Source organism: Paraburkholderia sp. C35 (assembly GCF_003121405.1).
In the GTDB taxonomy this organism is placed as follows: domain Bacteria; phylum Pseudomonadota; class Gammaproteobacteria; order Burkholderiales; family Burkholderiaceae; genus Paraburkholderia.
Genome location: NZ_QBUY01000022.1, coordinates 53,267 through 78,321, shown reverse-complemented (window position 1 = coordinate 78,321; position 25,055 = coordinate 53,267). Strand labels below are relative to the sequence as shown.

General features: G+C 60.8%; 19 protein-coding genes. 14 read left to right on the top strand and 5 right to left on the bottom strand.

The genetic code is table 11. The features are described from left to right. Positions 1-393 precede the first annotated feature (393 nt). A complete protein-coding gene (locus DK391_RS16130; RefSeq protein ID WP_109478968.1) occupies positions 394-1,452 on the top strand; it encodes an acyltransferase in 1,059 nt (352 codons plus the stop codon). 127 nt (positions 1,453-1,579) lie between these two features. On the opposite strand, the gene DK391_RS16125 is transcribed toward DK391_RS16130, so the two are convergent. Beyond that, complete coding sequence (locus tag DK391_RS16125; RefSeq protein WP_109478967.1) at positions 1,580-2,974, bottom strand: phosphomannomutase/phosphoglucomutase; 1,395 nt, start codon at positions 2,972-2,974, stop codon at positions 1,580-1,582. A gap of 246 nt (positions 2,975-3,220) precedes the next feature. Here DK391_RS16125 and DK391_RS16120 point away from each other — a divergent pair, with 246 nt between their 5' ends. From DK391_RS16120 to DK391_RS16065, 12 genes are all read left to right on the top strand, one after another. After that, positions 3,221-4,483 (top strand): oligosaccharide flippase family protein, encoded by a 1,263-nt coding sequence (locus DK391_RS16120; RefSeq protein ID WP_109478989.1) that lies wholly within the window; start codon positions 3,221-3,223, stop codon positions 4,481-4,483. Then, entirely contained in the window at positions 4,480-5,316 is an 837-nt protein-coding gene (locus tag DK391_RS16115; protein WP_109478966.1) for a glycosyltransferase, read from the top strand. Before DK391_RS16120 ends, DK391_RS16115 begins: the two co-directional genes overlap by 4 nt. A gap of 30 nt (positions 5,317-5,346) precedes the next feature. Further along, a complete protein-coding gene (locus DK391_RS16110) occupies positions 5,347-6,531 on the top strand; it encodes a glycosyltransferase family 4 protein (RefSeq protein ID WP_109478965.1) in 1,185 nt (394 codons plus the stop codon). 12 nt (positions 6,532-6,543) lie between these two features. After that, positions 6,544-7,566, top strand: coding sequence for a UDP-glucose 4-epimerase GalE (galE, locus tag DK391_RS16105; protein WP_109478964.1), 1,023 nt, complete (start codon positions 6,544-6,546; stop codon positions 7,564-7,566). 269 nt (positions 7,567-7,835) lie between these two features. Then, on the top strand, positions 7,836-9,158 hold the full coding sequence (locus DK391_RS16100; RefSeq protein ID WP_109478963.1) for an FAD-binding oxidoreductase: 1,323 nt from the start codon (positions 7,836-7,838) through the stop codon (positions 9,156-9,158). Beyond that, a complete protein-coding gene (locus DK391_RS16095; RefSeq protein WP_109478962.1) occupies positions 9,155-9,895 on the top strand; it encodes an SDR family oxidoreductase in 741 nt (246 codons plus the stop codon). Before DK391_RS16100 ends, DK391_RS16095 begins: the two co-directional genes overlap by 4 nt. Then, entirely contained in the window at positions 9,892-10,305 is a 414-nt protein-coding gene (locus tag DK391_RS16090) for a GtrA family protein (protein WP_109478961.1), read from the top strand. Before DK391_RS16095 ends, DK391_RS16090 begins: the two co-directional genes overlap by 4 nt. 233 nt (positions 10,306-10,538) lie before the next feature. Continuing rightward, entirely contained in the window at positions 10,539-11,960 is a 1,422-nt protein-coding gene (locus tag DK391_RS16085; RefSeq protein WP_109478960.1) for a UbiA family prenyltransferase, read from the top strand. A 260-nt stretch (positions 11,961-12,220) separates the two neighbouring features. Further along, positions 12,221-13,153, top strand: a complete 933-nt coding sequence (locus DK391_RS16080) for a hypothetical protein (protein WP_109478959.1) — start codon at positions 12,221-12,223, stop codon at positions 13,151-13,153. A gap of 100 nt (positions 13,154-13,253) precedes the next feature. Further along, entirely contained in the window at positions 13,254-14,483 is a 1,230-nt protein-coding gene (locus DK391_RS16075) for a hypothetical protein (protein ID WP_109478958.1), read from the top strand. Between the two features lie 62 nt (positions 14,484-14,545). After that, positions 14,546-16,087 carry a mannose-1-phosphate guanylyltransferase/mannose-6-phosphate isomerase gene (locus tag DK391_RS16070; protein WP_109478988.1) on the top strand — a complete coding sequence of 514 codons (1,542 nt, stop codon included), beginning with the start codon at positions 14,546-14,548 and terminating at the stop codon, positions 16,085-16,087. A 361-nt stretch (positions 16,088-16,448) separates the two neighbouring features. Next, a complete protein-coding gene (locus tag DK391_RS16065) occupies positions 16,449-18,098 on the top strand; it encodes a hypothetical protein (RefSeq protein WP_109478957.1) in 1,650 nt (549 codons plus the stop codon). Between the two features lie 562 nt (positions 18,099-18,660). Here DK391_RS16065 and DK391_RS16060 read toward each other — a convergent pair. Together DK391_RS16060 and DK391_RS16055 are read right to left on the bottom strand one after the other, a co-directional pair. Continuing rightward, the gene (locus DK391_RS16060) at positions 18,661-20,226 is read right to left on the bottom strand and encodes a methyl-accepting chemotaxis protein (protein WP_109478956.1); all 1,566 of its coding nucleotides are present in this window, start codon (positions 20,224-20,226) and stop codon (positions 18,661-18,663) included. 145 nt (positions 20,227-20,371) lie between these two features. Further along, positions 20,372-20,830 carry a hypothetical protein gene (locus tag DK391_RS16055; RefSeq protein WP_239482848.1) on the bottom strand — a complete coding sequence of 153 codons (459 nt, stop codon included), beginning with the start codon at positions 20,828-20,830 and terminating at the stop codon, positions 20,372-20,374. A 139-nt stretch (positions 20,831-20,969) separates the two neighbouring features. On the opposite strand from DK391_RS16055, the gene DK391_RS16050 reads away from it, so the two are divergent. Next, entirely contained in the window at positions 20,970-22,070 is a 1,101-nt protein-coding gene (locus tag DK391_RS16050; protein WP_109478955.1) for a glycosyltransferase, read from the top strand. A 54-nt stretch (positions 22,071-22,124) separates the two neighbouring features. Here DK391_RS16050 and DK391_RS16045 read toward each other — a convergent pair whose 3' ends face one another. Together DK391_RS16045 and DK391_RS16040 are read right to left on the bottom strand one after the other, a co-directional pair. After that, positions 22,125-24,014 (bottom strand): nucleoside-diphosphate sugar epimerase/dehydratase, encoded by a 1,890-nt coding sequence (locus DK391_RS16045; protein WP_109478987.1) that lies wholly within the window; start codon positions 24,012-24,014, stop codon positions 22,125-22,127. A 5-nt stretch (positions 24,015-24,019) separates the two neighbouring features. After that, complete coding sequence (locus tag DK391_RS16040; RefSeq protein ID WP_109478954.1) at positions 24,020-25,048, bottom strand: glycosyltransferase family 4 protein; 1,029 nt, start codon at positions 25,046-25,048, stop codon at positions 24,020-24,022. Between the last annotated feature and the right edge of the window lie 7 nt (positions 25,049-25,055).

Here is a 25,055-nt window from a genome sequence, read left to right as displayed (position 1 = left end):
TGATCTGATTAGTTGTGTGAGGAACGATCTGCCTGCAAGCACTGCATTTCCAGCGATGCCGGCGCTTCCGTCAAGCGACTGTTCGCTGCCTAACAGTTGCGTCTGCAGGTAAAGATTACTCTCAATGGCAGACGCTTCGGGTAGAACACCGTCGTCTGCAATTCAAGAGTCCGGTCATAGCGATGAAACTATCGCGCATCCGCATTTCACGAGCGATTCGTGCGCAGGCGCTTCTCCCGACGGGGCCGTCCGGGAGCAGCAATATACGACCTCATCACGAACACCGTAAAGAACATGGCACGCCCGACGAGTGTCGCGAACGCTGCGACCCTGTCGCGTACCTTCTGACATCTGGCGCACAGCCAGGTATGTTTACTCATCAGTGGGTGAGCAATGCGCAGGCTGAATTCAATAAGAATCCTTCGCGCAGTGACAGCGACGACCGTCATCGTGCACCACGTCCTGATACAGGGTGGCAGAGCCTTCGGCGAATTCCGCGTCGACGTGTTCTTCGTACTGAGTGGCTTTGTGATTGCACTCGCGCTCGAAGCGGGCACGACCAGCGTGCGCGAATTCGTCGTCAGCCGTGTCGTACGAATCGTGCCGCTCTATTGGCTCGCGACCTTGCTGGTGTTCTTCGGTGCGCTGCTCAGGCCAGATCTTTTCAATTCGACCACGGCCGACATTCATGAACTGCTGAAGTCGCTATTCTTCATTCCATACAGGAAAGAGAGCGGCAACATCTTTCCGATGCTATTCGTCGGATGGACGCTGAACTACGAGATGCTGTTCTACGCGGCTTCGGCGCTGGCACTGTGGCGGTTCCGGCGACACGCCACACATGTGTTCGTGGCGATCACGCTGCTGCTCGTCGCGCTGTTCGTGGCCGCGACGCTCGCGCATTCAGACCGGGCGATCGTCGTATTCCTTTCCTACAGTCGCCTGCTCGAATTCCCGTTAGGCTTCGCTGTATGGTTCGCGTGGAACGCGGGGCTGCGTATTCCCGTTGCAATAGCAGCACCAGGGGCCGTCGCGATGTATGCGCTGATGACCTGTATCGAATGGATCTGGCCGGGTGTCTCGCCCGTGCTGGGAAATGGCGTGCCGACTTCACTGCTGCTGATCAGCACGCTGAGTCTCGAAAGCCTCGTGGCAGACAACGCGCTCACGCGCGCATTGCTGTATCTCGGCGATGCGAGTTACGCGACGTATCTCAGTCATCCGTTTGTAGTCGAGGCAATGCGCAAGCTGATTCCAAAAGTCGTGCACGGTTTCGACGTGCGCTCGACAGTAGGAATACTGATTACTGTTGTGGTGGCTTCAGCGGTGGGTTGCCTCGTGTATCGCTATGTCGACAAGCCGTTGCATCGTGCGATCCGGCGTCTGATCGACGTCAAACGGCGCGTCGTGAGTGCGCCTGCGGGTGAAGAGGCGTCTATTCGTGTGAGGTGAGGATTGGAATGCGCACATGCGCATTCCTGTGACGGTAATCACGTGGCGACGCGTGTAGGGGTAGTCATATCGCGAACGCCAGCGATAAAACAGAACCACCCCAACAAGCGTCGCTTACAAACAAACCTTAGAACGGCAGCGCAGCGTCCGCCTTCTCCGCCAGAATCACACGACGGAAATCCTCCTGAATCCGCTTCAACGCGGCGTCATTGTCGGCCTCGAACCGCATGACCACGACGGGCGTCGTGTTCGAAGAACGCGCCAGGCCAAACCCATCCGGGTACTCGACGCGCAAGCCGTCAATCGTGACGACCTGATCTGCATCAGGAAAGGTCGCACTTTTCTGCAGCCGGGCGATCAGTTCGAAGTTCTCGCCTTCCTGCAGCTTCAACTGCAATTCCGGCGTCGAATGCGAATTCGGCAACGCATTGAGCACCGCGCTCGGATCGGCCACGCGCGCAAGGATCTCCAGCAGCCGCGCACCCGTATAGAGACCATCATCGAACCCATACCAGCGGTCCTTGAAGAACACGTGGCCGCTCATCTCGCCTGCGAGCGGCGCGCCGGTTTCGCGCAGCTTCGCCTTCACCAGCGAGTGACCCGTCTTCCACATCAGCGGCTCGCCGCCCTTCTCCTTCACCCACGTCGCCAGATTGCGCGTGCACTTCACGTCGTAAATGATCTGCGCGCCCTTGTTGCGCGACAGCACTTCTTCGGCGAACAGCATTAGCTGACGGTCGGGATAAATGATCTGGCCATCTTTCGTGACCACACCCAGACGGTCGCCGTCGCCATCGAACGCGAAGCCGAGCTCGGCGTCCGTTTCCTTCAGCGCGCGGATCACGTCCTGCAGGTTCTCCGGGTGCGCCGGATCCGGGTGGTGATTCGGGAAGTTGCCGTCGATTTCCGTGAACAGTTCGACCAGTTCGCAACCGAGCGCCTTGAACAGACGCGGCGCCAGACCGCCCGCCACGCCGTTGCCCGTATCGATGACCAGCTTCATCGGACGCGCGGGCTTGATGTCGCTCGTGATGCGATCGAGGTACGCGTCGGCGATGTCGTAGTCCTGATACGTGCCGTTGCCGCTTTCGAAGCGGTTTTCGGTGATGCGCTTGTACAGGCCCTGGATCTGCTCGCCGTAGATGGCCGCGCCGCGCAGCACCATCTTGAAGCCGTTGTAGTCGGGCGGATTGTGGCTGCCCGTCACGACGATGCAGGAATCGACGCGGCGTTCGCCGCCGTCGAGCTTGAGCGGCACGCTGGCCGCGAAATAGCCGACGGGTGTCGGCACCATGCCGACGTTGACCACGTCGACACCCGCTGCGCGCAGGCCATCGGAGAGCGCCTGGATCAGTTCGGGACCAGAAAGCCGGCCGTCACGCGCGACGACGACAGCATCGCCGCCCTGCGCGCGCACTTCGCTACCGAAGGCGCGGCCGATCGAACGCGCGGTTTCGGCGTCGAGCGTCTTGCCGATCACTCCGCGGATGTCATATGCCTTGAATATGGATTGCGAGATCATGGATTGGCTCACTTACGTGCAATGGAGAATTGGGTTGACACAGTGTGGTCACGGTACTGTGCCTTGCCGGAAGCGGTCCGGATACAACTTATAATTGCGCTTTTCAGCGTCGCCTTACTGGCGCCATTCTAATGCTTAGACGCCTCTGGCTCACAAAGTTGCCGCGCCGTTTTCCCGGCTGGACACGACAATTTACAGAATGCATGCACCTCCCGTGCCCGCTGACAACCCACGGTCGCCATGCGGATGCCCGCGCTTAAGCGTTTCGCGAATCCCGACGTCACCCGCGCTGTCGCCAACCTTGTCTGGCTTGGCCTGGAGCGTCTGACGCAGATCGGCGTGGCCATTGCGATCAGCGGTGTGCTGGCGCGCTACTTCGGCCCCGACCTGTTCGGCAAATGGCAGTACGCCAATACCCTTTTGCTCGTACTGTCGCCGATTACATGGGTGTGCGGCGCGGAAATTCTCGTGCCGACCATCGTTCATCGGCCGCGGGAACAGCTTGGCACGGTGCTTGGCAGCGCCTTCGCGCTACGTATCTCTGTCTCCGCCGTCGCTTTGTTGCTGACCTGGGCGGGCATCGCTGCGGGCGTCACCGATCCCGTCGTCGGCGCGATGCTGGCGGGGCTGGCCGTCACCATGCTGTTCCGCGAGCCGTTCGTCGGCGTGATCAACGCGTGGCTGCAAAGCATGACCTACAGCAAGCCGCAGCTGCTCACCAGTATGACCACGGCCATCGCCAAGGCCGTGCTGGTCTGGCTGCTGGTGCGCATGGCGGCGGCGCCGTCGCGCTTCGGCTGGCTGTGGGCGCTCGAATCGGCGGTGATCGGCGCGGTGCTGGTGATCTATTACATGCAACGGCATGGCGGCAAGCTCGGCTGGCGGCTGGATCGTGCGCTGTTCCGCCACTTCGCGACGGCGGGCACGGTGTTCTGGCTCGGGTTGATCTGCATGTATCTGTTCCTCAAGCTCGATCGCCTGATGCTGGAACGCGCCATTTCATTCGCCGATCTTGGCCGCTATTCCGCCGCGCAACAGCTCAACGAAAACTGGATCACGCTCGCCCTGATGCTGGCGCAAACGCTCGCGCCCGCCTTCGTCTACCGCGTGCAGAACGCCGCGCAACTGCGCCGCAACATGTGGCGCCTTACGGCGATGACGGCGGTGCTGATGATCGCCGGCGCATTCGTGCTGGATCTGCTGGCGGGTTTCATCATCCGGCGCGTGTGCGGCCCGGACTTCGAAGAAGCCATCGAGATTTTCCGCTGGGCCGTGTGGCTGTCCGTGCCGGCAGGCATCGAGGCGATCGGCAATCTGGTGGTGCTGAAGTATCAGGCGAAATTCGTGTTGCTGTCGAAATGGCTGCTTGCGCTCGCGGTCGCCTGCATCGTCAATCTGCTGGCGATTCCGCGCTTTGGCGCCTACGGCGCGCTGATCGGGCTGGCCGTCGGTTATCTGGCTGCGGCGTCCGTGAATTTTTATTACATCCGTTACAAGCTGCGTCCATGACGTCCTCTTCATTCACGCCGCCCGTGGCCGCCACGCTCGACGACGTCGCCGTGCTGATGCCCGCCTATAACGGCCAGGCCGACGTCGATCGCACGCTGGCGTCGTTCAGCGAAGCGGCGCGCATCCATGTGCTGATCGTCGATGACGGCAGCACGCCGCCCATCGTCGCGCCCGATCTGCCGAACATGTCGATCGACGTGCTGCGCATGCCGCAAAATGGCGGTATCGAACGCGCGTTGCAAGCGGGCGTTGAAGCGCTCGCGGCGCGTGGCTTTCGTTACGCGGCGCGCATCGACGCGGGCGATCTGACGGTGCCGCAGCGTCTTGCGCGACAGCGTGCATATCTCGAAGCGCATCCACGGGTGGCGGGTCTGGGCATGTGGACGCAAGTGGTATCGCGTGACGGCCAGCCGCTTTTCATGCTCACACCTCCTGCCGAGCCGGATGCCATTCGCCGCGTGCGTTTCATGCGCGCGTGCTTCGTGCATCCGTCGATGATGCTGCGTGTCGATGCCGTGCTTGCCGTCGGCAACTATCGTGAAGCGTACAAGGCGGCAGAAGATCTCGATTTGTTCCTGCGCCTGATGCAGCGATACGACTGCGCGAACCTGCCCGATCTCGGCCTCTACTACGAGTTGAATGAAGGCGGCATCAGCGCAACGAAACGTCGACGGCAGATTGTCTCGACGCTACGCCTGCAACTGCGCTATTTCAATGCACTGAATCCTTATGACTGGGTCGGCCTCGCGAAGAAGCTGCTGCATTTCGTCACGCCGTATAAAACGCTTCAGCGCCTGAAAAAGCGGCTCTATGCGCCGCGCGCAAGCCTTTAAGACCCGACCGATCCAACCTGCATCGCACGCATGAAGCAACCCATCGATTCCGCTAGCGCGCTACGTATCACGCTCGTCTGCAACCCCTCGTTTGCGATCTACACGTACCGGCAAGGGCTGATACGCACGCTGGTCGCGCGCGGCGTCGAAGTCACGGTGCTCGCGCCGCGCGACCGCACGACCCCGCTGCTCGAACAGATGGGTTGCCGTTGCATCGCGTTGCATGTCGCATCGAAAGGCACCAATCCGCGCGACGATCTGCGTACGATGTGGTCGCTCTACCGCCTCTATCGCTCGATCCGGCCGCACGTCGTGTTCCATTACACGATCAAGCCGAACATCTACGGCACGATTGCAGCGAAACTGGCGGGTGTCGATTCAGTTGCCGTAACGACAGGTCTCGGCTATGTTTTTATTCAGAAGAGCCGTGCAGCGCAAATCGCCAAGCTGCTGTACCGTTTTGCATTCCGCTTTCCGCGTGAAATATGGTTTTTGAATAAGGACGATGAAGCGGCATTCCGTGACCAGAATCTGCTGGCGCATCCTGAGCGGGCGCGGCTGCTGCATGGAGAAGGCGTCGACCTCGAACAGTTTGCTTTCACACCGCAAAAGCGGCATGCAAATACGCTGGAAAACAACCAGGAAAATAAGCAGTCTGCATTTTCTTTTGTATTAATCGGCCGTCTGTTGTGGGATAAAGGCGTGGGCGAATACGTCGAGGCCGCACGGCAATTGCGCGTGACCTATCCTGATGCGCGTTTTCAGTTGCTCGGCCCCGTCGGCGTCGACAATCCGAGTGCGATTTCGCAGGCGGAAGTCGATGCATGGGTGCGCGAAGGCGTGATCGACTACCTCGGCGAGGCGCATGACGTGCGCCCGCACATCGCCGCCGCCGATTGCGTCGTGCTGCCCTCGTATCGCGAAGGCGTGCCGCGCACGCTGATGGAAGCATCGGCGATGGGACGGCCCATCGTCGCGACGAACGTGCCGGGCTGCCGCGAAGTCGTGGCTGACGGTGTCAACGGCCTGTTATGCGAGGCGCGTAGTGTAGGGAGTCTGGCCGCGAAGCTCGCCCAGATGCTCGATATGAGCGACGCCGGGCGTCAGGCGATGGGCGAGCGCGGCCGTGAGAAAGTCGCGCAGGAATTTGACGAACGCGATGTCGTAGAACGGTATAAAGCCCTGATTCAGCAACTGACGGGCACATCACTCTAAAGGGAGCTCAGCATGACCACGAAGGGCACGATTCTGGTAACGGGCGGTGCAGGCTTTATCGGTTCGCACACGTGCGTGGAACTGCTCAACAGCGATTACGACGTGGTCGTGATCGACAATCTCGTGAACAGCAAGCGCGAATCGATCGCGCGTGTCGAGAAGATCACGGGCAAGAAGGTCGCATTCTACGAAGCGGACGTGCGCGACGAAGCCGTCCTCAACACGATTTTCGACAAGCATCCGGTCACGGGCGCAATTCACTTCGCGGCGCTGAAGGCCGTGGGCGAATCGGTGGCGAAGCCGCTCGAATACTACCGCAACAACATGGACAGCCTGCTCGTGCTGCTGGACGTGATGCGCGCGCGCAATGTGAAGCAGTTCGTGTTCAGTTCGTCGGCGACCGTGTATGGCGTGCCGAAAAGCTCGCCCATCGACGAGTCGTTCCCGCTGTCGGCCACCAACCCGTATGGCCAGAGCAAGCTGATCGCCGAGCAGATCCTGCGCGATCTCGAACTGTCCGACGCATCGTGGCGCATCGCGACGCTGCGCTACTTCAACCCGGTGGGCGCGCATGAAAGCGGCCTGATCGGCGAAGATCCCGGCGGCGTGCCGAACAACCTGATGCCGTATGTCGCGCAAGTGGCCGTCGGCAAGCTGGAAAAGCTGCGTGTGTTTGGCGGCGATTACGACACGCCGGATGGCACGGGCGTGCGCGATTACATTCACGTGGTCGATCTGGCGCGCGGGCATATCGCGGCACTCGACGCACTCGTCAAGCGCGATGCGAGCTTTGTCGTCAATCTCGGCACGGGCCAGGGCTATAGCGTGATCGATGTCGTGAAAGCCTTCGAGAAAGCGTCGGGCAAGCCGGTGCCGTATGAGATCGTGGCACGCCGTCCGGGTGACGTTGCGCAGTGCTTTGCTGCGCCCGCCAAGGCGCTTGATGTGATCGGCTGGAAGGCGCAATACGGTATCGAGCGCATGTGTGCAGATCACTGGCGCTGGCAGGCGCAGAATCCGCGCGGATTCGAATAACACCGTCAGTCCTTGGGGGATACGCGTCATCGCGCCGACTCCCCCGCCTTCTGTTTCGCACCTGCCGACAAGACACGACACGGCAGCAGCAGACAGTTCCTTCCTCCATGATCCCGGGCACGATCGGCGTGCCCGGGATTTCTTTTTTCCGATCGTTCGTTCTGGTCGTCTAATGCCTGGCGGCGCTTCGAACTGTGTGTGGTGTGGCCCACTGTCCGCGGCGCGATCTTCTGCGACATTGCGAGACATTCCAAATGGTCTCGTCATACATGAACGCCTCAAAGCTGCAATCGTGGGGACGATACCCCTATGCGCACCAGTCGGGCGAACCGCTGGCGTGGCGTGATGCGATCCAGACGCGTCTCGCCGACGCCCATGTGCGCCGTGGCACGACGCTCGCGTTCGGCAATGGTCGCAGCTACGGTGACAGTTGCCTCGCGGATACCGGCCAGGTGCTGCCGATGCGCGGCCTCGCGCGCTTCATGAGCGCGGACTGGACCAACGGCGTCGTGCGCGCCGAAGCGGGCATGACGCTCGGTGAGCTGCTCGACGTCGCGTTGCCGCGTGGCTGGATGCTGCCCGTCACGCCGGGGACACAGTTCGCGACACTGGGTGGCGCCGTCGCCAACGACGTGCACGGCAAGAACCACCACGTACGCGGTACGTTCGGGCGCCACGTGCGCCGCTTTTCGCTGCTGCGTTCGGACCGCCCCGCCACCGAATGTTCGCCCATTGAAGAAGCCGCGCTGTTTCGTGCGACGATCGGCGGACTTGGCCTGACGGGCGTGATCGAATGGGTCGAGCTTCAACTCATGCCCGTACGCTCGGCCCACCTTGCCGTCACGCGCATACGCTACGCGAACCTCGACGAATTCCTCGACCTCTCGCACGATCTCGAGGCCAAGCACGAATACGGCGTGGCATGGGTGGATTGCCTCGCGCGCGGCGCGGCGCTGGGACGCGGCATCTACACATGCGGCGATCATGCCGACGACGGCGACTTCTCCGTCTCGACGAAACGCGCCCGCAGTGTGCCGTTCGTGCCGCCGTTCTCGCCCGTCAGCCGAACCACCGTACGCGCATTCAACGCACTCTATTACCAGCGCCAGAAGCCCGGCATCGAACTCGCTCGCATGAGCCCGGCCAGCTTCTTCTATCCGCTCGACAATATCCTCAACTGGAATCGCATCTATGGGCGGCGCGGTTTCCAGCAGCATCAATGTGGGGTGCCGACAGCAAACGCGCGCGACGCGCTGCGCGCGATCCTCGACACGATCGCCACGCACGGCAGCGGCTCATTTCTCGCGGTGCTCAAGCGTTGCGGCTCTCTGCCCTCACCTGGTCTGCTCTCGTTTCCGATGGAAGGCGTCTCGCTTGCCCTCGACTTCCCGCAGAACGCAAAGCGCAACCTCGACCTCTTCGCCCGGCTCGATTCGATCGTGGCCGAAGCGGGCGGCCGTCAGTATCCCGCGAAAGATGCACACATGAGCGGAGAGCATTTCCGGGCGGCTTACCCCGCATGGCAGGAACTCGAGCGGCATCGCGATCCCGCGCGCATGTCGCGCTTCTGGAACCGGACGACTCAATCATGACGAACATTCTTGTCATTGGCGGCTCGTCCGCCATCGCCGCCGCCTGCGCGCGGCACTGGGCTGCCGACGGCGATCGCCTGTTCCTGGCTGGTCGTCATGCCGCACGGCTGGACACCATCGCACAGGATTTGCGCGTGCGCGGAAGCCAGGACGTGCATACGCACGTGCTCGACCTGAATGACTACACGCAACACGCCGCCATGCTCGATGCGTGCCGCACGGCCCTCGGTTCGATCGACGTCGTGCTCATCGCACACGGCACACTGGCTGACCAGGCGCTGTGCGAGCGCGACGTGGATGCGGCCCTGCACGAATTCTCGACCAACGCGCTCTCCACGATTGCGTTGCTCACACGCCTCGCCAGCCTGCTGGAGGCGCAGCGTAGCGGCACCATTGCCGTGATCTCGTCCGTGGCGGGCGATCGCGGGCGGGCGTCGAACTATGTCTACGGCGCGGCCAAGGCTGCCGTCACGACCTTCTGCGAGGGCTTGCGCGCGCGGCTCTTCAAAGCGGGGGTACATGTGCTCACGATCAAGCCCGGCTTCGTCGATACGCCCATGACAGCAGGCCTTGCCTTGCCCAAAGCGCTTGTCGCGACGCCGGAGCAGGTGAGTAAAGACATCGTGCGCGCCATCGCGCAGGGCAAGGATCTCGTCTATACGCCATGGTTCTGGAGCGCGATCATGCTCGTTATCCGCTCGCTGCCGCGCTTCGTGTTCAAGCGGGTTTCGTTGTGAACGCGATCGTCGAAAGCCGCACCGCGCTCGTCACGTGGTATGCGCTGTTCGCGCTGATCTCGATGGCGGCGAATCTGGGTAGCCAGAAGATCGCCTGGCAGCTGTATAGCGGGCCATTATCGATTCCCATCGCCGTGTGCATCGGCACGGGCGTGGGACTCGTCGTCAAGTACGTGCTCGACAAGAGCTGGATCTTTCGCTACGAACACCGCAGCGTCACCCACGGTGTCCATACCTTCTTGCGATACGTCGCAATGGGGCTCGCCACCACCGCCATCTTCTGGGCCACGGAATTTGCTGCTCAGGCGATCTTCCAGTCGGAAACAGCACGCCTTGCGGGTGGCGCATTCGGCCTTACGCTCGGCTATATCGCAAAGTACCAGCTCGACAAACGCTTCGTTTTTGCGTGATCGCGCGGCGTACCTGTCTGCATCGAATATCTCCTGCTTCTGTTGAGAGCGAGCCGTTATAAGCCGCATCGGCCAGGCTCGCCCTTTCGATTCAGACGATCCTTATGCATTTCAAATCGGCTCGTACGCTGGCGTACATATCGACGCATATCGATGCCCTAACCTTCTACGCTCAATCCGGCATAGCGCGTCTGCTGCCAATCCCCCCCGAACAAGCGCAATAAGGTATCGATATGTCAGATCCCGCAATTCCGCTGTGTGTGGACCTGGACGGCACGCTCACACGAGCTGATTTCCTGTTCGAAAGCTTCTTCGTGCTGCTTAAACAGCAGCCACTTTCGATATTCCTCTGCCTGTTCTGGCTGCTGCGCGGCAAGGCTTATCTGAAGGAGCAGATCGCGCAGCGCGTGACACTCGATGTGGGTGTACTGCCTTATAACGGCCGACTCGTCGACTATTTGCGCGAAGAGCGTTCGGCCGGCCGGCCGCTCTATCTGTGCACGGCAGCTAACCAGCGATTCGCCAGCCAGGTGGCGGCGCACTTCGGCATGTTCAGCGGCGTGCTCGCAAGCAATGCGAGCCTGAACCTGCATGGCGAAAACAAGGCTGCAGCCCTCGTCGAGCAGTTCGGCGAACACGGCTTCGACTACTGCGGCGATGCACGTGCAGACGTCCCCGTATGGCAGCGCGCACGCCGCGCAATCGTGGTTGGCAACCAGCACATCGCCAACATCGCGCGCAAGGTCAACACGGAAATCGTCTTCTTCGAAGAGAAACGCCGACTGATTCCGCTCATGCTCAAGGAAATGCGCGTGCATCAGTGGGTCAAGAACTGTCTGATCTTCGTGCCGCTTCTTCTCGGGCATCGCTTCGAGGATCTGCAGGCGGTGCTCGCGGCCTGCATCGCGTTTGCGTCGTTCAGCCTGTGCGCGTCATCCGTCTATCTGCTCAACGACATGCTCGACCTGGATGCCGATCGCCGCCACCCGCGCAAGCACAGCCGTCCATTCGCGTCGGGCAAGCTGCCGCTTTCTCTGGGGATCGTGCTGACGATTGTGCTGCTCGGTGCCGGGCTCGGGCTTGCTGCCCTGCTGCCCTGGCAGTTCGGCGCGGTGCTCATCGCGTATATGGCTGCCACCGTCGCCTATTCGTTCGTGCTCAAGCGGATCGCGCTCATCGATGTGTTCACGCTGGCCAGCCTCTACACAGTGCGCGTCATTGCTGGCGGCGAATGCAACAACATTCCGCTGTCTTACTGGCTGATTCTTTTTAGCGTGCCGATTTTCCTGAGCCTCGCGATGCTCAAGCGCTATGTCGAACTCGAGGCGATGCTGCAGCAGGGCAAAACGGAAGCTGCCGGGCGCGGCTACATTACGCAGGACATGTCGATCCTGCGTTCCTACGGCACTGCGGCCGGGTATCTCGCTGTACTCGTGCTCGCGCTTTACCTGAATTCACCGGAATTCAAGCTGCTTTACCACCATCCGAAGATGCTGTGGGCCGTGTTTGGACTGACGCTATATTGGGTAAGCCGTATCTGGATGCTCGCGTTTCGCGGACAGATGAACGATGACCCGATTGTCTTCACGTTCAAGGACCGCGTGAGTTGTTCTGTCATCGGATTGTGCGGTGTGTTCATGGTACTGGCGATCTGATGATGCGAACGGGGTGTTGAGGCACCCCTTGCCTCTTTTGTGACTTTCATGTCCATGAAAGTTAGCACCGGATGCGCGTCAAGAGAAGTTCCGCCTGCCCACTGGCTTTGATCAATTCTCTTCAGGCCTGAAAAAAAATGGATCCGACAACTCAAGCAAGAAACGCAATATCTCCGTCTGGCATTGCGACACTGCTTCTGTTTATCGTGCTTTGCACATGCGTCGAATATCTGTTCTGGGCGAGAGAGCATGCGTCGAACATGGATGAACTGCTCGGCGCCTCGGACGGCGTGTTGAGCGGAACGCCGCACTGGCGGGCCTTCCAGAACCGCCTTTTGACTCCCTATCTGCTGGATCTGTTCAGGCACATCTCGCCGAATCCCTATAACGAATTCGCGAAAGTATTCCTGACGCTCGAAAATTTCATTTTATGCATTTGCGCGTACGCGCTGACCCGGAAAGTCAGCCTCACTGCAGCAGCGCTCGTCGCCTCGTCCGCGTTGTGGGTGTATTGCACGCACTATTTCAGCTATCCGTGGGACTTCACCGAATCGGTGATGCTCACGCTGCTCTTTCTGCTTGCGATCAGAAGCGAAGGTGTTGTTCCGTTCGTTGTTCTTTTTATCGCTTCTGTACTGAGCCGCGAATCCTGCACTTTCATCGGGCTGTTTTTGATCCTTAAGGGCGCCTCGCCAATCGCACTGGGTCAACGTATGGACGTTCGCTCGGTGACGTGGGGTGGTGCTCTGATTGCCGTTGGCGTTGCGATCACCGAGGTACTCAGAAAAACACTCTTCAAGGCTTCGATGCTGCCTGGCGTGGGCGCGGATACGCTGCACGCGAAATTCGAAAATCATTTTCACTACCTCCATAACGGGAAAGTGTTACTCGTTGGAAGCAAGGGATATGACATCTCGCTTATCTACACGATGCTCGTGCTGGTGTTTCTCGTGTGTACATACGTGGGATATCGCGAGAAGGCAAGAAACCTTCTCGCGATCGGCATCACGATGACGCTCTATACGCTGAGCATTTTCATCTTTGGCGTGCTCGACGAGGTGCGGCTATATCAACCGATGACGGGCATCGTGTCGCTAACCGTAATTTATCTGCTGTTCGAAACCCCCTCTGGCCAGAAGTGGCGCGCCACGAACCTGCCGTTCCTGACCCGACGCGGTTTGAGTCGAACATGAGCGAGGCGTAGTCATTGCGCGCCTGAGCGGAAGATGTTTATGGCCCGCCGCGCCTTCAGCCGTAACGCAGCGTGTAGCCAGCAAAAGTAAGGACCGCTCCATGAAAAATATCGGCAGGTATTGGGTTCTGGCGTTTTGCCGATTCTCTATCGTGCTCGTGACGCTGCTCATTTGCACGGGAAACATCACGAATAGCGTACTTCTGAAATGGGGTTTCCACGAGGATCAAAACAGTGCCAACTACCACATCACGTTGCCTGAGATGATGGATGGTACGGCGAGAAAGCCTTTCGTCTACAGAGCGTCTTTCCCGATGAGCGTGAGATGGGTTGTGAACAAGCTCCCACCTGACCTTCAGGCGAAGCTCTATGCGCAGGTCACGCAGCATGACGCGATCCGAAGCCAGTACTTCAGCCGCTTGCCCGCCAGGTACTGGACACCCGTTGTTGCGATTACCTATTACATCACCTACTTTACGGTAGTCGCGGCCACGATCTGTGCGCTCTGGTTGATCTATCTTCTTGCGCGCACGCATGCATTGACCTTTGGACAGGCGCTCACATTCGTGGTGGCATTCAGCCTCTTTTATCCGTTGACGTTTCAGGAGAGCGCGTTCTACTACGACTTTCTGGAACTGGCAGGTCTTTTCGCCGCGTGTTTCTTCCTGTTACGGCGACAGATGCTCGCATGCACACTCTGCATTGCGCTGTTTTCGTTCAACAAGGAAACCTTCTTCCTCGCCCCACTCGCGCTTTTCTTTCTGCACGAACGCGACGTATCACTGCGAACACGCGTCGGATGGCTCGCTGCGCAATTTGCCTGCTGTCTCGTCACTCGCCATCTGATCACCACCGGCTACGACGGCAATATTGGCGGCACCGTGGAATTTCACCTGATGGAGAACGTGCGTTTCTGGATTGATCCAAAAACATATCTCAGCTTCTGGAATCTCATTAGCAGAAGCGTGCCCACCCCAAGCATCCAGAATCCGCTGATCATCGTTCCACTCGCGATCTTCTTTCATGCTGCCTGGCGTTTTTCAGGCACGCGATATCGACATTATCTTCACGCCGCGCTGTGGCCGTTGGTGGTGCTTTTCATCCCGTTCGGATATCGCGACGAGCTGCGGGCATTCTCCCTCGCGTTCCCCGCTTTGACGCTCATCGCGCTGCATGGCGCGAGCCGCTTCACACAGATATTTGCTTCGGTCACCGAGCCGCCCAAGGCCACGAGCACACTGCCGTTCGTCGGCGCTTCACTGCCACAGCCTCAACGGGAGCCCTCACTGCTTTTTGTGCCCCGACGCACAGAAATCCCGCGTGACGTTTGATTGAATGAGCAGACACAACGGCACCGTGTCATTTACCCTGGCCCGGCGTCATGGGAGACACGATGAACGTCATTGCAGAAGCAGCCGCCCAGGAAATTCTTGATCACGAGACCCAGCTAGCCTGCGTCATTCAGCCTGTCGTACTGGCGGGCGGCTCCGGCACGCGTCTGTGGCCGCTGTCTCGCGAACAATGCCCGAAACAGCTGATCGGACTGACGAGCGAGGAGTCGCTGCTCGAAGCCACGCTGCGGCGAACGCTGGGCTTGCGCGCACCGACTCACGAACATCCCGCACCGCATGTCGTCAGGACACAGCCGACGCTCGTGGTCTGCAGCGAAGAACTGCGATTGCCGACGAAGGAACGGCTTGAGCGTTGCGCATGCGAATCGCGCGTCGTGCTGGAACCGTCGCCGCGTAACACAGCGCCCGCGCTGACGATTGCCGCACTGACAGCGCTCGCAGATGCCCGTCATGGCGAAGATCCCATTCTCGTCGTGATGCCCGCCGATCATCTGATCGCCGACGACGCCGCGTTCGTCTCGACATTGCAGCAGGCAATCCAGCACGCGCTGCGCGACGCAATCGTCACGCTCGGCGTGCCGCCCGAGCGCGCGGAAACCGGCTACGGCTACATCAAGACAGGACTGCCCGCCGATGGACGCGGCGCGCGCAGCATCGAACGCTTCGTCGAAAAGCCCGCGCAGGAAACGGCGGAACAATACGTCGCGTCGGGCGAGTACTGGTGGAACAGCGGCATCTTCGTGATGCGCGCGTCGGTGTGGCTCGCGGCGATCACGGCCTGCCGGCCGGACATTGCGGCTGCATGCCGGGCGTCGCATGAGCGGGCGAGCGTCACGAGCGACGGCGCGTTGCAGATCGACCGCGCCGCGTTTGCGGCCTGCCCGAACGACTCGATCGATTACGCGGTGATGGAGCGTATCGGCGACGATCCGAAGCTGATGGGCATCATCGTGCCGCTGACGGCGGGCTGGTCCGATGTCGGCGCGTGGGACGCCGTATGGGATGTCAGCAAGAAAGACACGGCAGGCAATGTCTCGCGTGGCCGCGTGCTACTCGAAGGCGCAAGCGATACTTATGCGCACTCGGAAGGCCGGCTGGTGGCATGTGTCGGCGTGACAGGTGTCGTGGTGGTCGAGACGGCAGACGCCGTGCTCGTTGCCGCCAAAGATCGCGTGCAGGACGTCAAGGCGATCGTGACGCGCCTGAAAGAGGCAAAGAACACGGAAGCGAAAGTGCATCGGAAGGTCGAGCGGCCATGGGGCTGCTATGACTCGATCGATCACGGCGAGCGTTTCCAGGTGAAGCGCATCATCGTGAAACCGGGTGGGCGGCTATCGCTGCAGATGCATCATCATCGCGCGGAGCACTGGATCGTCGTGCGCGGCACCGCGCGCGTGACGCGCGGCGAGGAGACGTTCCTGCTGACGGAGAACCAGTCGACGTATATCCCGCTCGGCACGTTGCACCGGCTGGAGAATCCGGGCAAGACGCCGCTCGAACTGATCGAGGTGCAATCGGGCAGTTATCTCGGCGAAGACGATATCGTGCGGTTTGACGATCAGTATGGGCGTGTGGGTAGCTGAGTCTCAGGCAACGCTCGCGGCAGCTTCGAGGCGGAACACGGCGATTGCCCCGCGTAACACCCGAGCCTGCGCCAAGGGTCTTCGCAGCGAGTGCCGCCTGCTCGACGAGTGCCGGGTTCTGCCGCGTCCAAACGCTAATTCGATAAATAGTTGGTGGCTTGTGCAGAGTCGTGCCAGTGCGCAGGCTGAGGGCGCAGGCGCCGCGGCGCTTCGCGGGGAGCGGTGCCGGAGCTAACGTGCGCTGCCGCACAGACGGCGACTCTGGCCTTGTTAGGCTGGTAAATGTTGTCGCGGTCCAAGCTGAGTGACGAATCAATTCTGCCGTTGTTGTCGCATCAACGACCCTTCGCAATGAGATGCCATGCAGAATGCTAACGGTAGCGCCATCCGCGAGGATGGACACGCTGATGGTCTAGCCATTTTCATTCCGATTGCGTGCTTTATTATCGCCGTTGCGATAATCGGCTGGCCGGTGTTGAAGAATAACGGATTCCCACTCGATGATTCGTGGATCCATCAGGTGGTTGGACAACATGCGGCTGAATTCGGCATTCCCGGCTTCATTCCCGGCGTTGCCTCGTCTGGCTCCTCGAGCGCAATCTGGCCGTGGATTATCTCGATCAATTATCTGGTGTTTCCGTCGCTCAACCATCCGCTCTATCTGCTGATCCTTAACTCGCTGTTTCTGGCACTGATACTCGTTGTTCTGTATTGGACTGCGCGGCGCGACAAGCTGCCGACACTCGAGTGCGTCGCGCTGGTGTCGTTGCCCGTGCTGTATGGGAATTTCGTCTGGCTGATCGCAACCGGCATGGAGCATTTGCTACTCATTGCGTGCCTCTTTCTAGCCGCGCATTTCCTGTTCTCCCGCAGCACGTTTGCGGGTGTGCCGCATACAGTGATGTGCGGGCTGTGTTTCGCAGGAGCGATCGCTACCCGTCCAGAAGCGGCGGCGCTCCTCCCCATATTCCTGGTAGGCGGGTATCTCGCCACGAGGCGCTGGCGGCCGCTGGTCGGTATTGTCGTGCCCTGCGTCGTAGCGATTATGTTTGTCATGCTTGATAATTATCTGACCTCTCACTCTTTCCTGCCAGTCACGGTGAGCGGCAGAAAATGGCTGTATTTTCGTGACACGGCGACGCTCAAGCCGATCATCATCCTGCACTTCATCCGTTCGTGCCTGTTCCAGATAACTGGAAGCTTTGTCAATTTTGAGGAAGGCACGCTCAGCAACGCGTTGCGCCTTGGGTTGTCAATGGTCTTCGCGCTGCTGACGGTGTTTGGCATCGGGCGCTTACTACGGGTTCGCGCGTATCACACGCTGTTCCTAATCGTGCTGGCAGTGGCTTACCTTGGCGTGTATTTCCTCCTCTTTCCGGCGATCGGCACCGGCATGCGGTATCACGCGATGGTGCTGCTGTTCGTGTTCCCGTTGATGGCGTCCGGTCTGCTTGAAATTGGCCGAATAATTTCGTTGCGCTTCAAGTGGTCTGCGAGGTGGAGTCGGCGTTACAGCTTCGCGACCATCCTGGCTCTATTCGCGCTTGCATCCGGCACGTTGTTTGAGTGGTCGGCAATCACCGACGATGGGATTCAGCACGTCAACGATACCCATGTCCGGATGGGAAAGTGGCTGGCCGCGAATGTGCCGAATGATCAGGTGGTGGCGGCGTTCGACATCGGCGGAATCGGCTTCTACAGCGGCAGAAAGGTTGCGGACCTCGGCGGTTTGGTGGATCCGGCGTTTGTGCCTTATTTGTTTGCTGGACGCGCCGCGGACTACCTGCAAAAAAATGGTATTCAGTGGGTCGTGCTGCCAATGGATGCGCCTGAGTCCGCGAGCGACGAGTGCCGTGGATTCGCGCAGTCGCTGAATCTGTGTGATCGCAGCGGTCTCAAGAAGACAGAGGTGAAGTCGTTCTACTCGCCTTATGACGTCTGGAAAGACGGGTGGGCCGCGACTGGCCATGCGTTGGAAGGGCAAGTCCTGTACAAGATCAGCTGGCAGTGACCGCTGGTTGCGCGCAAACGGATTGAGCTTGCGCGCGGCGTGCGCGTGGCGTCGACTTATAGTCCGCCAAGCACGCTATGCTGGCTAAAGAATCCGGGCAACCTACTGCTCGATATGAGCGACATCGACGCGTCGTGCGTCCGCGGGGTTCCTGTGAAAGCGTAGCTCAAGGCGCGCGCATGCAGGTCAAGTGCGTCATCGTCAATCTGGGCGCGCAGCAGTCGGGTACGCTGATACGAGAATCGGCGGCTCTTAGCACGAGAGCGGACAAACGCTGCCGCCAAAGTCAATCAGGGGGGGTGGATAAAATCCCCGTGCTTCATCATGAGGCAACGGGGGCTCGTTGCAGATGCGTTTTCGTCGCAAAGGCAACTCATGTATCCCCCACCTCGACGAGACATCTCTGGCGACCGAGAAGCGCGCTACCTGCATCCCTCTCGACACTCGCGCCGGCTAGAGAATCCGGGTAAAGCACCACCCGAAATCATTGAAGTGCAATGAGGCGACCACCTTGAGACGGCGATATCGCGCGGTTTGGCGTTTAGTGTAGGCGTGGTGACTCTTACGCGACGCTGGCGGTGACCTCAAGACGGAACACAGCCACCGCCTCGCGCAGCACCACCGCCTGAGCTTCAAGCGTCTTCGCCGCCGCCGCAGCCTGCTCGACGAGTGCCGCGTTCTGCTGAGTCACTTCGTCGATCTGGCCGATTGCCTTGTTTATCTGTTCGATGCCGTCGCTCTGCTCGTGCGCGGCGCCTTCGATCTCCGACATGATGCCCGTCACGCGCTGCACGGAGTTCATTGCCTCTTCCATGGTCTTGCGCGCGTCGGCGACCAGCGACGCGCCCTGCGCGACCTGCGCCGTCGAATCGCCGATCAGTTCGCGGATTTCCTTTGCCGCTGCGCCCGAGCGCTGCGCGAGCGCGCGCACTTCGGAAGCCACGACTGCAAAGCCACGTCCCTGCTCGCCTGCACGCGCCGCCTCGACGGCCGCATTCAGCGCGAGGATGTTGGTCTGGAACGCGATGCCCTCGATGATGCCGATAATCTCACCGACCTTGCGCGACGACGTGGTGATGCCATCCATCGTTTCCGTGACACGCGTGACCACGTCGCTGCCGCGCACGACAGTATCGAGTGCGCCTTGCGCGAGACGGCTCGCGAGCTTCGCGTTGTCGGTGTTCTGCTTGACGGGCGCCGACAGTTCTTCCATGCTCGCCGCCGTTTCCTGAAGCGCAGCGGCCTGCTGCTCGGTGCGGCTCGACAGGTCCGCGTTGCCTGCGGCGATCTCGTTTGCGCCGAGCGTGATCGAATGCGTGCTGCCGCGCACCTTCGATACCGTGTCGACCAGACCATCGCGCATCTGCGACAGCGCCTGCAGCAACTGGCCCATTTCGTTACGCGAGCGCACCTTGACCGCCGTGGTCAGATCGCCTTCGGCCATGCTGCGGAAGTGGCGGATGGTCTGGTTGACCGGCTTCACGACTGCCGCCGCGAGACCCGCGCGCGCCATCGCGCCGACCACGACAGCCGCCACGCCGATCGCGATGAACAACGCCGTCGAGATCATGAAGCGCCGGCTCAACTGATCTGCCGCGCGTTGCTGGTTGTCGTGCTGTGCACGCTTGAGCGCGTCGATCGCCTTTGCGTAGACGCGGTAGAAGCGGTCCGCCGTCTCGCCCTGGATCGTGCGGAAGGTGTTGAAGTCGTTGTCGACGAGGGCCTTGTGCTCCGGCTCGATTGCCTGATCGACGAGCGCGGCGCGCGCCTGCGCCACGGTTTGCGCGAGCTTGCCCTCTTCGTCGCTGCCGAACGGTCCGGCCATGTACGCACGGAAATCTGCATTCGACGATTCCAGCACCTTGTGCGCGGCGGCGAGCAGCCCATCCGTGTCCTTGCCGACGCTAAAGAGCGTCTCGTAGCTGCCCAGCGAGAGCCGCACCTGCAGCAGCTTCTCCGAGCTCGACGTCAGCGCGTTCATCGACGACGACGACTGCTGCACGTTCTGCAAGCCATCGTTGGTGAATTTCAGCGCGCCCCAGCCGACGCCGATCACGATCAGGAGAAATGCCGCGAAGATGCCGATGACGAGCGTCAGTCCTTGCCGGATGGTGATGTTGTTGAGCATGAGTGTCCGTGACGTGCAGTCGGCCAGCCGGGATGGCAGCCCCATCGATGGCTAACGGCAACGTTAAGGACGCGCTACATAGGGACTATCCATGACGCAGCATGTGGGACGGACGGCGCTCGCCCTCGCGGGACACGCACGCGCACTACGGCGAAGCGTGCGTTCTGGCCTGCGCGGTCTTCGTGTCGGCGCGTGTGATATGCCAGAGGATAGAGAAGCTGGTGCCGCCGACCGTCGGGTACCCATCGGCATGACAGTTATCCGACAGCGGATCGCAAGCGATCGTCATCTTCTGATGATTGTCGAACGTAATCCTGACGATCGGACTTTCGAGCGCGTTCTTTGCGACGGGCTCGAGTTCGTAGGAAACCGGAAAGGATTTTGCAGGGGAATTCGACCGGTCGCCCTTGATGGTGAGCGTGCCGGACTTCGACGGCAACGCGTCGAAGCGCAATTCGACTGTGTCGCCCGTGTCGGAGACACCCGTCATGGAGATGGGGGCAAGCGGTTGTGCGGCGGCGGCCACGGCAGCAGCCGCTTTCGCTTCCGTGAGCGGCAACGCGAACAGCGCGGCGCTCAGGCATGCAACAAGTGTGGTGCGCATCTTCGGCAAGTCCTGCTCAAGCATGCTGGGCATTATCGGCGAAAACTTCTGTGCGCGCCGCGACGGCGCCGTCAACCCGTCCGGGCGCGCTGCGTTTCATTTGTATAATCCTTCGTTTGCCTTTTGTGGTCCGACCTTCATGCTTAGTTTCGCGCTCGGTTTCATAGTTTCCTTGCTGATCACACTCGTGATCGTGCGGTATGCGCATCTGCATGAAACGTTTGCGGACAACGATCTGGCGGGCGTGCAGAAATTCCACGCGCGGCCCGTGCCGCGTATCGGCGGAACTGGGATTCTGGTTGGCCTGATCGTATCGGCGATCCAGCTGTATGGCGCGTATCCGGCCGTTTCGGCGGGGATTCTCGGTGTGGTTGCTTGCGGCTTGCCTGCGTTTGCATCGGGTCTGATCGAAGATCTGACGAAAAAAGTGTCGCCGCTTGCACGGCTGATCTGCACGATGATCGCGGCGGCGCTCGCTTACTTCGTGATGGGTATCGCTGTCACGCGCATCAGCGTGCCGCCGCTCGATTTTCTGCTGTCATATGCCGCTATTTCCTGCGCGGTGACGGTGTTGGCCGTCGCGGCGCTGGCCAACGCGATCAATATCATCGACGGTTTCAACGGCCTTGCATCGATGGTCGCGTTCATGATGTTCGCGTCGCTCGCGTATGTCGCGTTCCAGGTGCATGACCCGATCGTGCTGTCGGCGTCGCTGATCATGATGGGCGCGGTGATGGGCTTCTTCATCTGGAACTTCCCCGCTGGCCTGATCTTTCTCGGCGACGGCGGCGCGTATTTCATCGGCTTCATGCTCGGCGAGCTGTCGATCATGCTCGTGATGCGCAATCGCGATGTGTCGGCGTGGTATCCCGTGCTGCTTTTCATGTATCCGATCTTCGAGACGTGTTTCTCGATCTACCGGAAGAAGTTTATTCGCGGGATGTCGCCAGGCATTCCAGACGGCGTGCATCTGCATATGCTCGTGTACAAGCGGTTGATGCGCTGGGCCGTGGGTGCAAGGACTGCGCGGGAGCTCACGCGGCGTAATTCGCTGACGTCGCCGTATCTGTGGCTGCTATGCCTGATTGCCGTGGTTCCCGCGACGCTGTTCTGGCGGCATACGGTGCATCTGTTTTGTTTCGTGGTGGTTTTTGCGGCGACGTATGTGTGGCTGTATGTGAGTATTGTGAGGTTCAAGGTGCCGCGGTGGCTGGTGGTGCGAAAGCGGCGGCATTCGTGATGACCGCTTAAGCGGGACATGAAAAAAGGCGCCTCGGCGCCTTTTTTTGTCACATCACATCGAAGCCCGCTGCCCCGGAAGCGAAGGCACGCTACGTAAGACGGGCGCAGTCAAAGCCGGCTGATACTCCGCGACCCAGCGGCGCAGATCGCGACGCACTTCATCATCCGTCAGCACGCGATGCTGCATGAGCCCCGGCAGCAACTCATCGAGCAGATTGTCGGGAACGCCGCGCGCAAGCGCCGTGCGCAACTTCGGATGCGGCGTGCGCGTGGTCGTCTCGTCATCGGCGAGCAGTTCTTCGTACAGCTTCTCGCCGGGCCGCAAGCCAGTGAACTCAATGCGGATCTGCTCTTCCGTAAAGCCATAAAGACGAATCAGATCGCGCGCGAGATCGACGATCTTCATCGGTTCGCCCATATCGAGAATAAAAATTTCGCCGCCGTGACCCATGCTCGACGCCTGCAGCACGAGCTGCGACGCTTCGGGAATCGTCATGAAGAAGCGCGTGATTTCCGGGTGCGTGACGGTAACGGGACCGCCCTTCGCAATCTGCTGCTGGAACTTCGGAATCACGCTGCCCGCGCTGCCGAGCACGTTGCCGAAGCGCACGATTTCGAATTGCGTGCGGCCGCTGGTTTGCTGCAGCGCCTGACAGGCCATTTCCGCGAGACGCTTGCTCGCGCCCATCACGTTGGTCGGATTGACCGCCTTATCCGTCGAGATCAGCACAAAGCGCTTTACGTCGTGACGAATCGCAGCACGCGCGACGCGGTATGTGCCGAGCACGTTGTTGCGCACGGCTTGCCACGCGTTCTGCTCTTCCATCAGCGGGACATGCTTATACGCTGCCGCGTGATACACGATGTGCGGCGTAAAGCGCGCCATCACCTGATCGAGCAGCAGCGAATCTTTCGCGTCGCCGATCACAGGCACGATCGATACGCCCGGAAAACGTTCGAGCAGTTCTTCGACGAGCTTGTACATCGCGTACTCGGAGATATCGAATGCGATCAGTTGCGCGGGATTGAAGCGCAAGATCTGACGGCACAGCTCCGAGCCGATCGAACCGCCCGCGCCTGTGACCATCACGACGCGCGCATGCAGCAGCGCTTCGACGTGCGGTGTGTCGATATGCACCGGCTCGCGGCCCAGCAGATCTTCGAGATCGATATGACGCACCTGCGACAGCGACGCCTGCCCTTCCGCAACATCCGTCAGCGCCGGCAGCACCATCGCGCGTACGCCGGCGCGCACGCACAATGTCGCGGCGCGACGCTGCTGTTCGACGGGCGCCGAGGGAATCGCAATGATCGCGTACTCGGCCTTGGTCGACTCCGCGATCTCCGGCAACTTGTTGATCGGACCGAGCACCTTGTAGCCGTAAATCTCACGGCCGTGCTTGGAGACGTCGTCGTCGAGCAGACCGATCAGGCGCCATTCGCTGGTGCGAGACAGTTCGCGCGCGAGCATCGCGCCCGCCGTGCCAGCACCGATCACGACAACCGGCTTGCCCTGCGCGACGAGGCCGCCGTACAGATAGAACTCTTTGGCCGCGCGATACAGCGCGCGCGAACCACCCATCGCGAGAAACAAAAACAGCGGCGACACGAGCAGCACGGAACGCGGCACGATCGGCACGGGCTGGATCATCACAGCGAGAATCATCGACAGCAAGGCGCCCGTCGCAACCGCCTTCGAGATACGCATCAGGTCAGGCAGGCTCGCGAACACCCACATGCCGCGATACAGGCCGAAGATGCGGAACATCACGCCATAGACGGGCAGCACCCAGATGAGCGCGTGCAGCGCGCCGTCGCGGAAATCGACGGGCATCGCGCCGTTGAAGCGGATCAGATACGCGACGAGCCACGCGCCGGCGACGGCGGCGAGGTCGAACAGGAAAGCGCTGAAGGATAGCCAGCTGGCTTTGGATCTGAGCATCAGCGTCATACCTCGGATTGTTTGGACAGTGTTGACTGGAACCGGCGCCAGCGCAGATCGACGATGCTTCCGATGACGACCAGCACGGCAGCCCAACCAGCGACGATGCCCCACTGAGCGGCCGCAGAACGGCCTAATGCGATTAGAGCAAGACCTATACCGATCACCATGATCGCGTACCACGCCCACGCGGTGCCCGCATGGCCGACACCCGAACGCACCATGCGCTGATAGTAATGCTCCCGGTGCGCTTGCCAAAACTTTTCGCCGCGCGCAAGCCGCCGCGCGAGCGTCACCGACGCGTCGCCGATGAACGGCGCGAACACCAGCGCCGGAAACCAGATGGGCCATGCGCCGCCGCGCCAGCCCCAGTAACCGAGAGCGCCTGCCAGGTAGCCGAGCGAGATCGAACCCGCGTCACCCAGAAAGATACGCGCCGGATGGAAATTGAAGAACAGAAAACCGAGCGCCGCCGCCGCGACAGCTAGCGACGCCAGCGCCAGTTCGGGCATCGGATGATCGGACAGCAGCGCGGCCGCCGCGTAACCCGCGAAACCGAACAGCGCCATGCCGCCCGCGAGGCCGTCCGCGCCGTCCATGAAATTGTAGAGATTGACCAGCCAGATCATCAAAAATGCCAACGCGCACAGCAGCCACCACGGCGCCGCAGCCGGAAACAGTGCGACCAGCGCGATCACGGCGACGGCATGCGCGGCGAAGCGCACGCGCGCGGGCAAACCGCGGCGGTCATCGACCTGCGAAACGGCGGCGAGAAACGCGGTGGCCAGCGCAGCGAACCACAGCGACGGCGCGGCCAGCAACATCGCCACGACAGCGACCGGGACGATGCCCCAGCCGCCGACGCGCGGCGTCGGACGGACGTGCAGCGAGCGGTCATTGGGGATATCGGTTGCGAGGCGCCAGGCGAGGCCCGTGCGCAGCAACAGGTGCAGGATCGCCGCGCATGCGCAGACGGCCGCGCCAGCGACGATCAGGAGTGTCCAGGGAGCCATCGGTGAAGCTTGCATCTGCATGAGCGGG

Coding starts and splice junctions, on each gene's coding strand:
- DK391_RS16130 (WP_109478968.1), top strand. CDS start 394: ATGCGCAGGCTGAATTCAATAAGAATCCTTCGCGCAGTGACAGCGACG.
- DK391_RS16125 (WP_109478967.1), bottom strand. CDS start 2,974: ATGATCTCGCAATCCATATTCAAGGCATATGACATCCGCGGAGTGATC.
- DK391_RS16120 (WP_109478989.1), top strand. CDS start 3,221: ATGCCCGCGCTTAAGCGTTTCGCGAATCCCGACGTCACCCGCGCTGTC.
- DK391_RS16115 (WP_109478966.1), top strand. CDS start 4,480: ATGACGTCCTCTTCATTCACGCCGCCCGTGGCCGCCACGCTCGACGAC.
- DK391_RS16110 (WP_109478965.1), top strand. CDS start 5,347: ATGAAGCAACCCATCGATTCCGCTAGCGCGCTACGTATCACGCTCGTC.
- galE (WP_109478964.1), top strand. CDS start 6,544: ATGACCACGAAGGGCACGATTCTGGTAACGGGCGGTGCAGGCTTTATC.
- DK391_RS16100 (WP_109478963.1), top strand. CDS start 7,836: ATGAACGCCTCAAAGCTGCAATCGTGGGGACGATACCCCTATGCGCAC.
- DK391_RS16095 (WP_109478962.1), top strand. CDS start 9,155: ATGACGAACATTCTTGTCATTGGCGGCTCGTCCGCCATCGCCGCCGCC.
- DK391_RS16085 (WP_109478960.1), top strand. CDS start 10,539: ATGTCAGATCCCGCAATTCCGCTGTGTGTGGACCTGGACGGCACGCTC.
- DK391_RS16080 (WP_109478959.1), top strand. CDS start 12,221: ATGGATGAACTGCTCGGCGCCTCGGACGGCGTGTTGAGCGGAACGCCG.
- DK391_RS16075 (WP_109478958.1), top strand. CDS start 13,254: ATGAAAAATATCGGCAGGTATTGGGTTCTGGCGTTTTGCCGATTCTCT.
- DK391_RS16070 (WP_109478988.1), top strand. CDS start 14,546: ATGAACGTCATTGCAGAAGCAGCCGCCCAGGAAATTCTTGATCACGAG.
- DK391_RS16065 (WP_109478957.1), top strand. CDS start 16,449: ATGCAGAATGCTAACGGTAGCGCCATCCGCGAGGATGGACACGCTGAT.
- DK391_RS16060 (WP_109478956.1), bottom strand. CDS start 20,226: ATGCTCAACAACATCACCATCCGGCAAGGACTGACGCTCGTCATCGGC.
- DK391_RS16055 (WP_239482848.1), bottom strand. CDS start 20,830: ATGCGCACCACACTTGTTGCATGCCTGAGCGCCGCGCTGTTCGCGTTG.
- DK391_RS16050 (WP_109478955.1), top strand. CDS start 20,970: ATGCTTAGTTTCGCGCTCGGTTTCATAGTTTCCTTGCTGATCACACTC.
- DK391_RS16045 (WP_109478987.1), bottom strand. CDS start 24,014: ATGCTCAGATCCAAAGCCAGCTGGCTATCCTTCAGCGCTTTCCTGTTC.
- DK391_RS16040 (WP_109478954.1), bottom strand. CDS start 25,048: ATGCAGATGCAAGCTTCACCGATGGCTCCCTGGACACTCCTGATCGTC.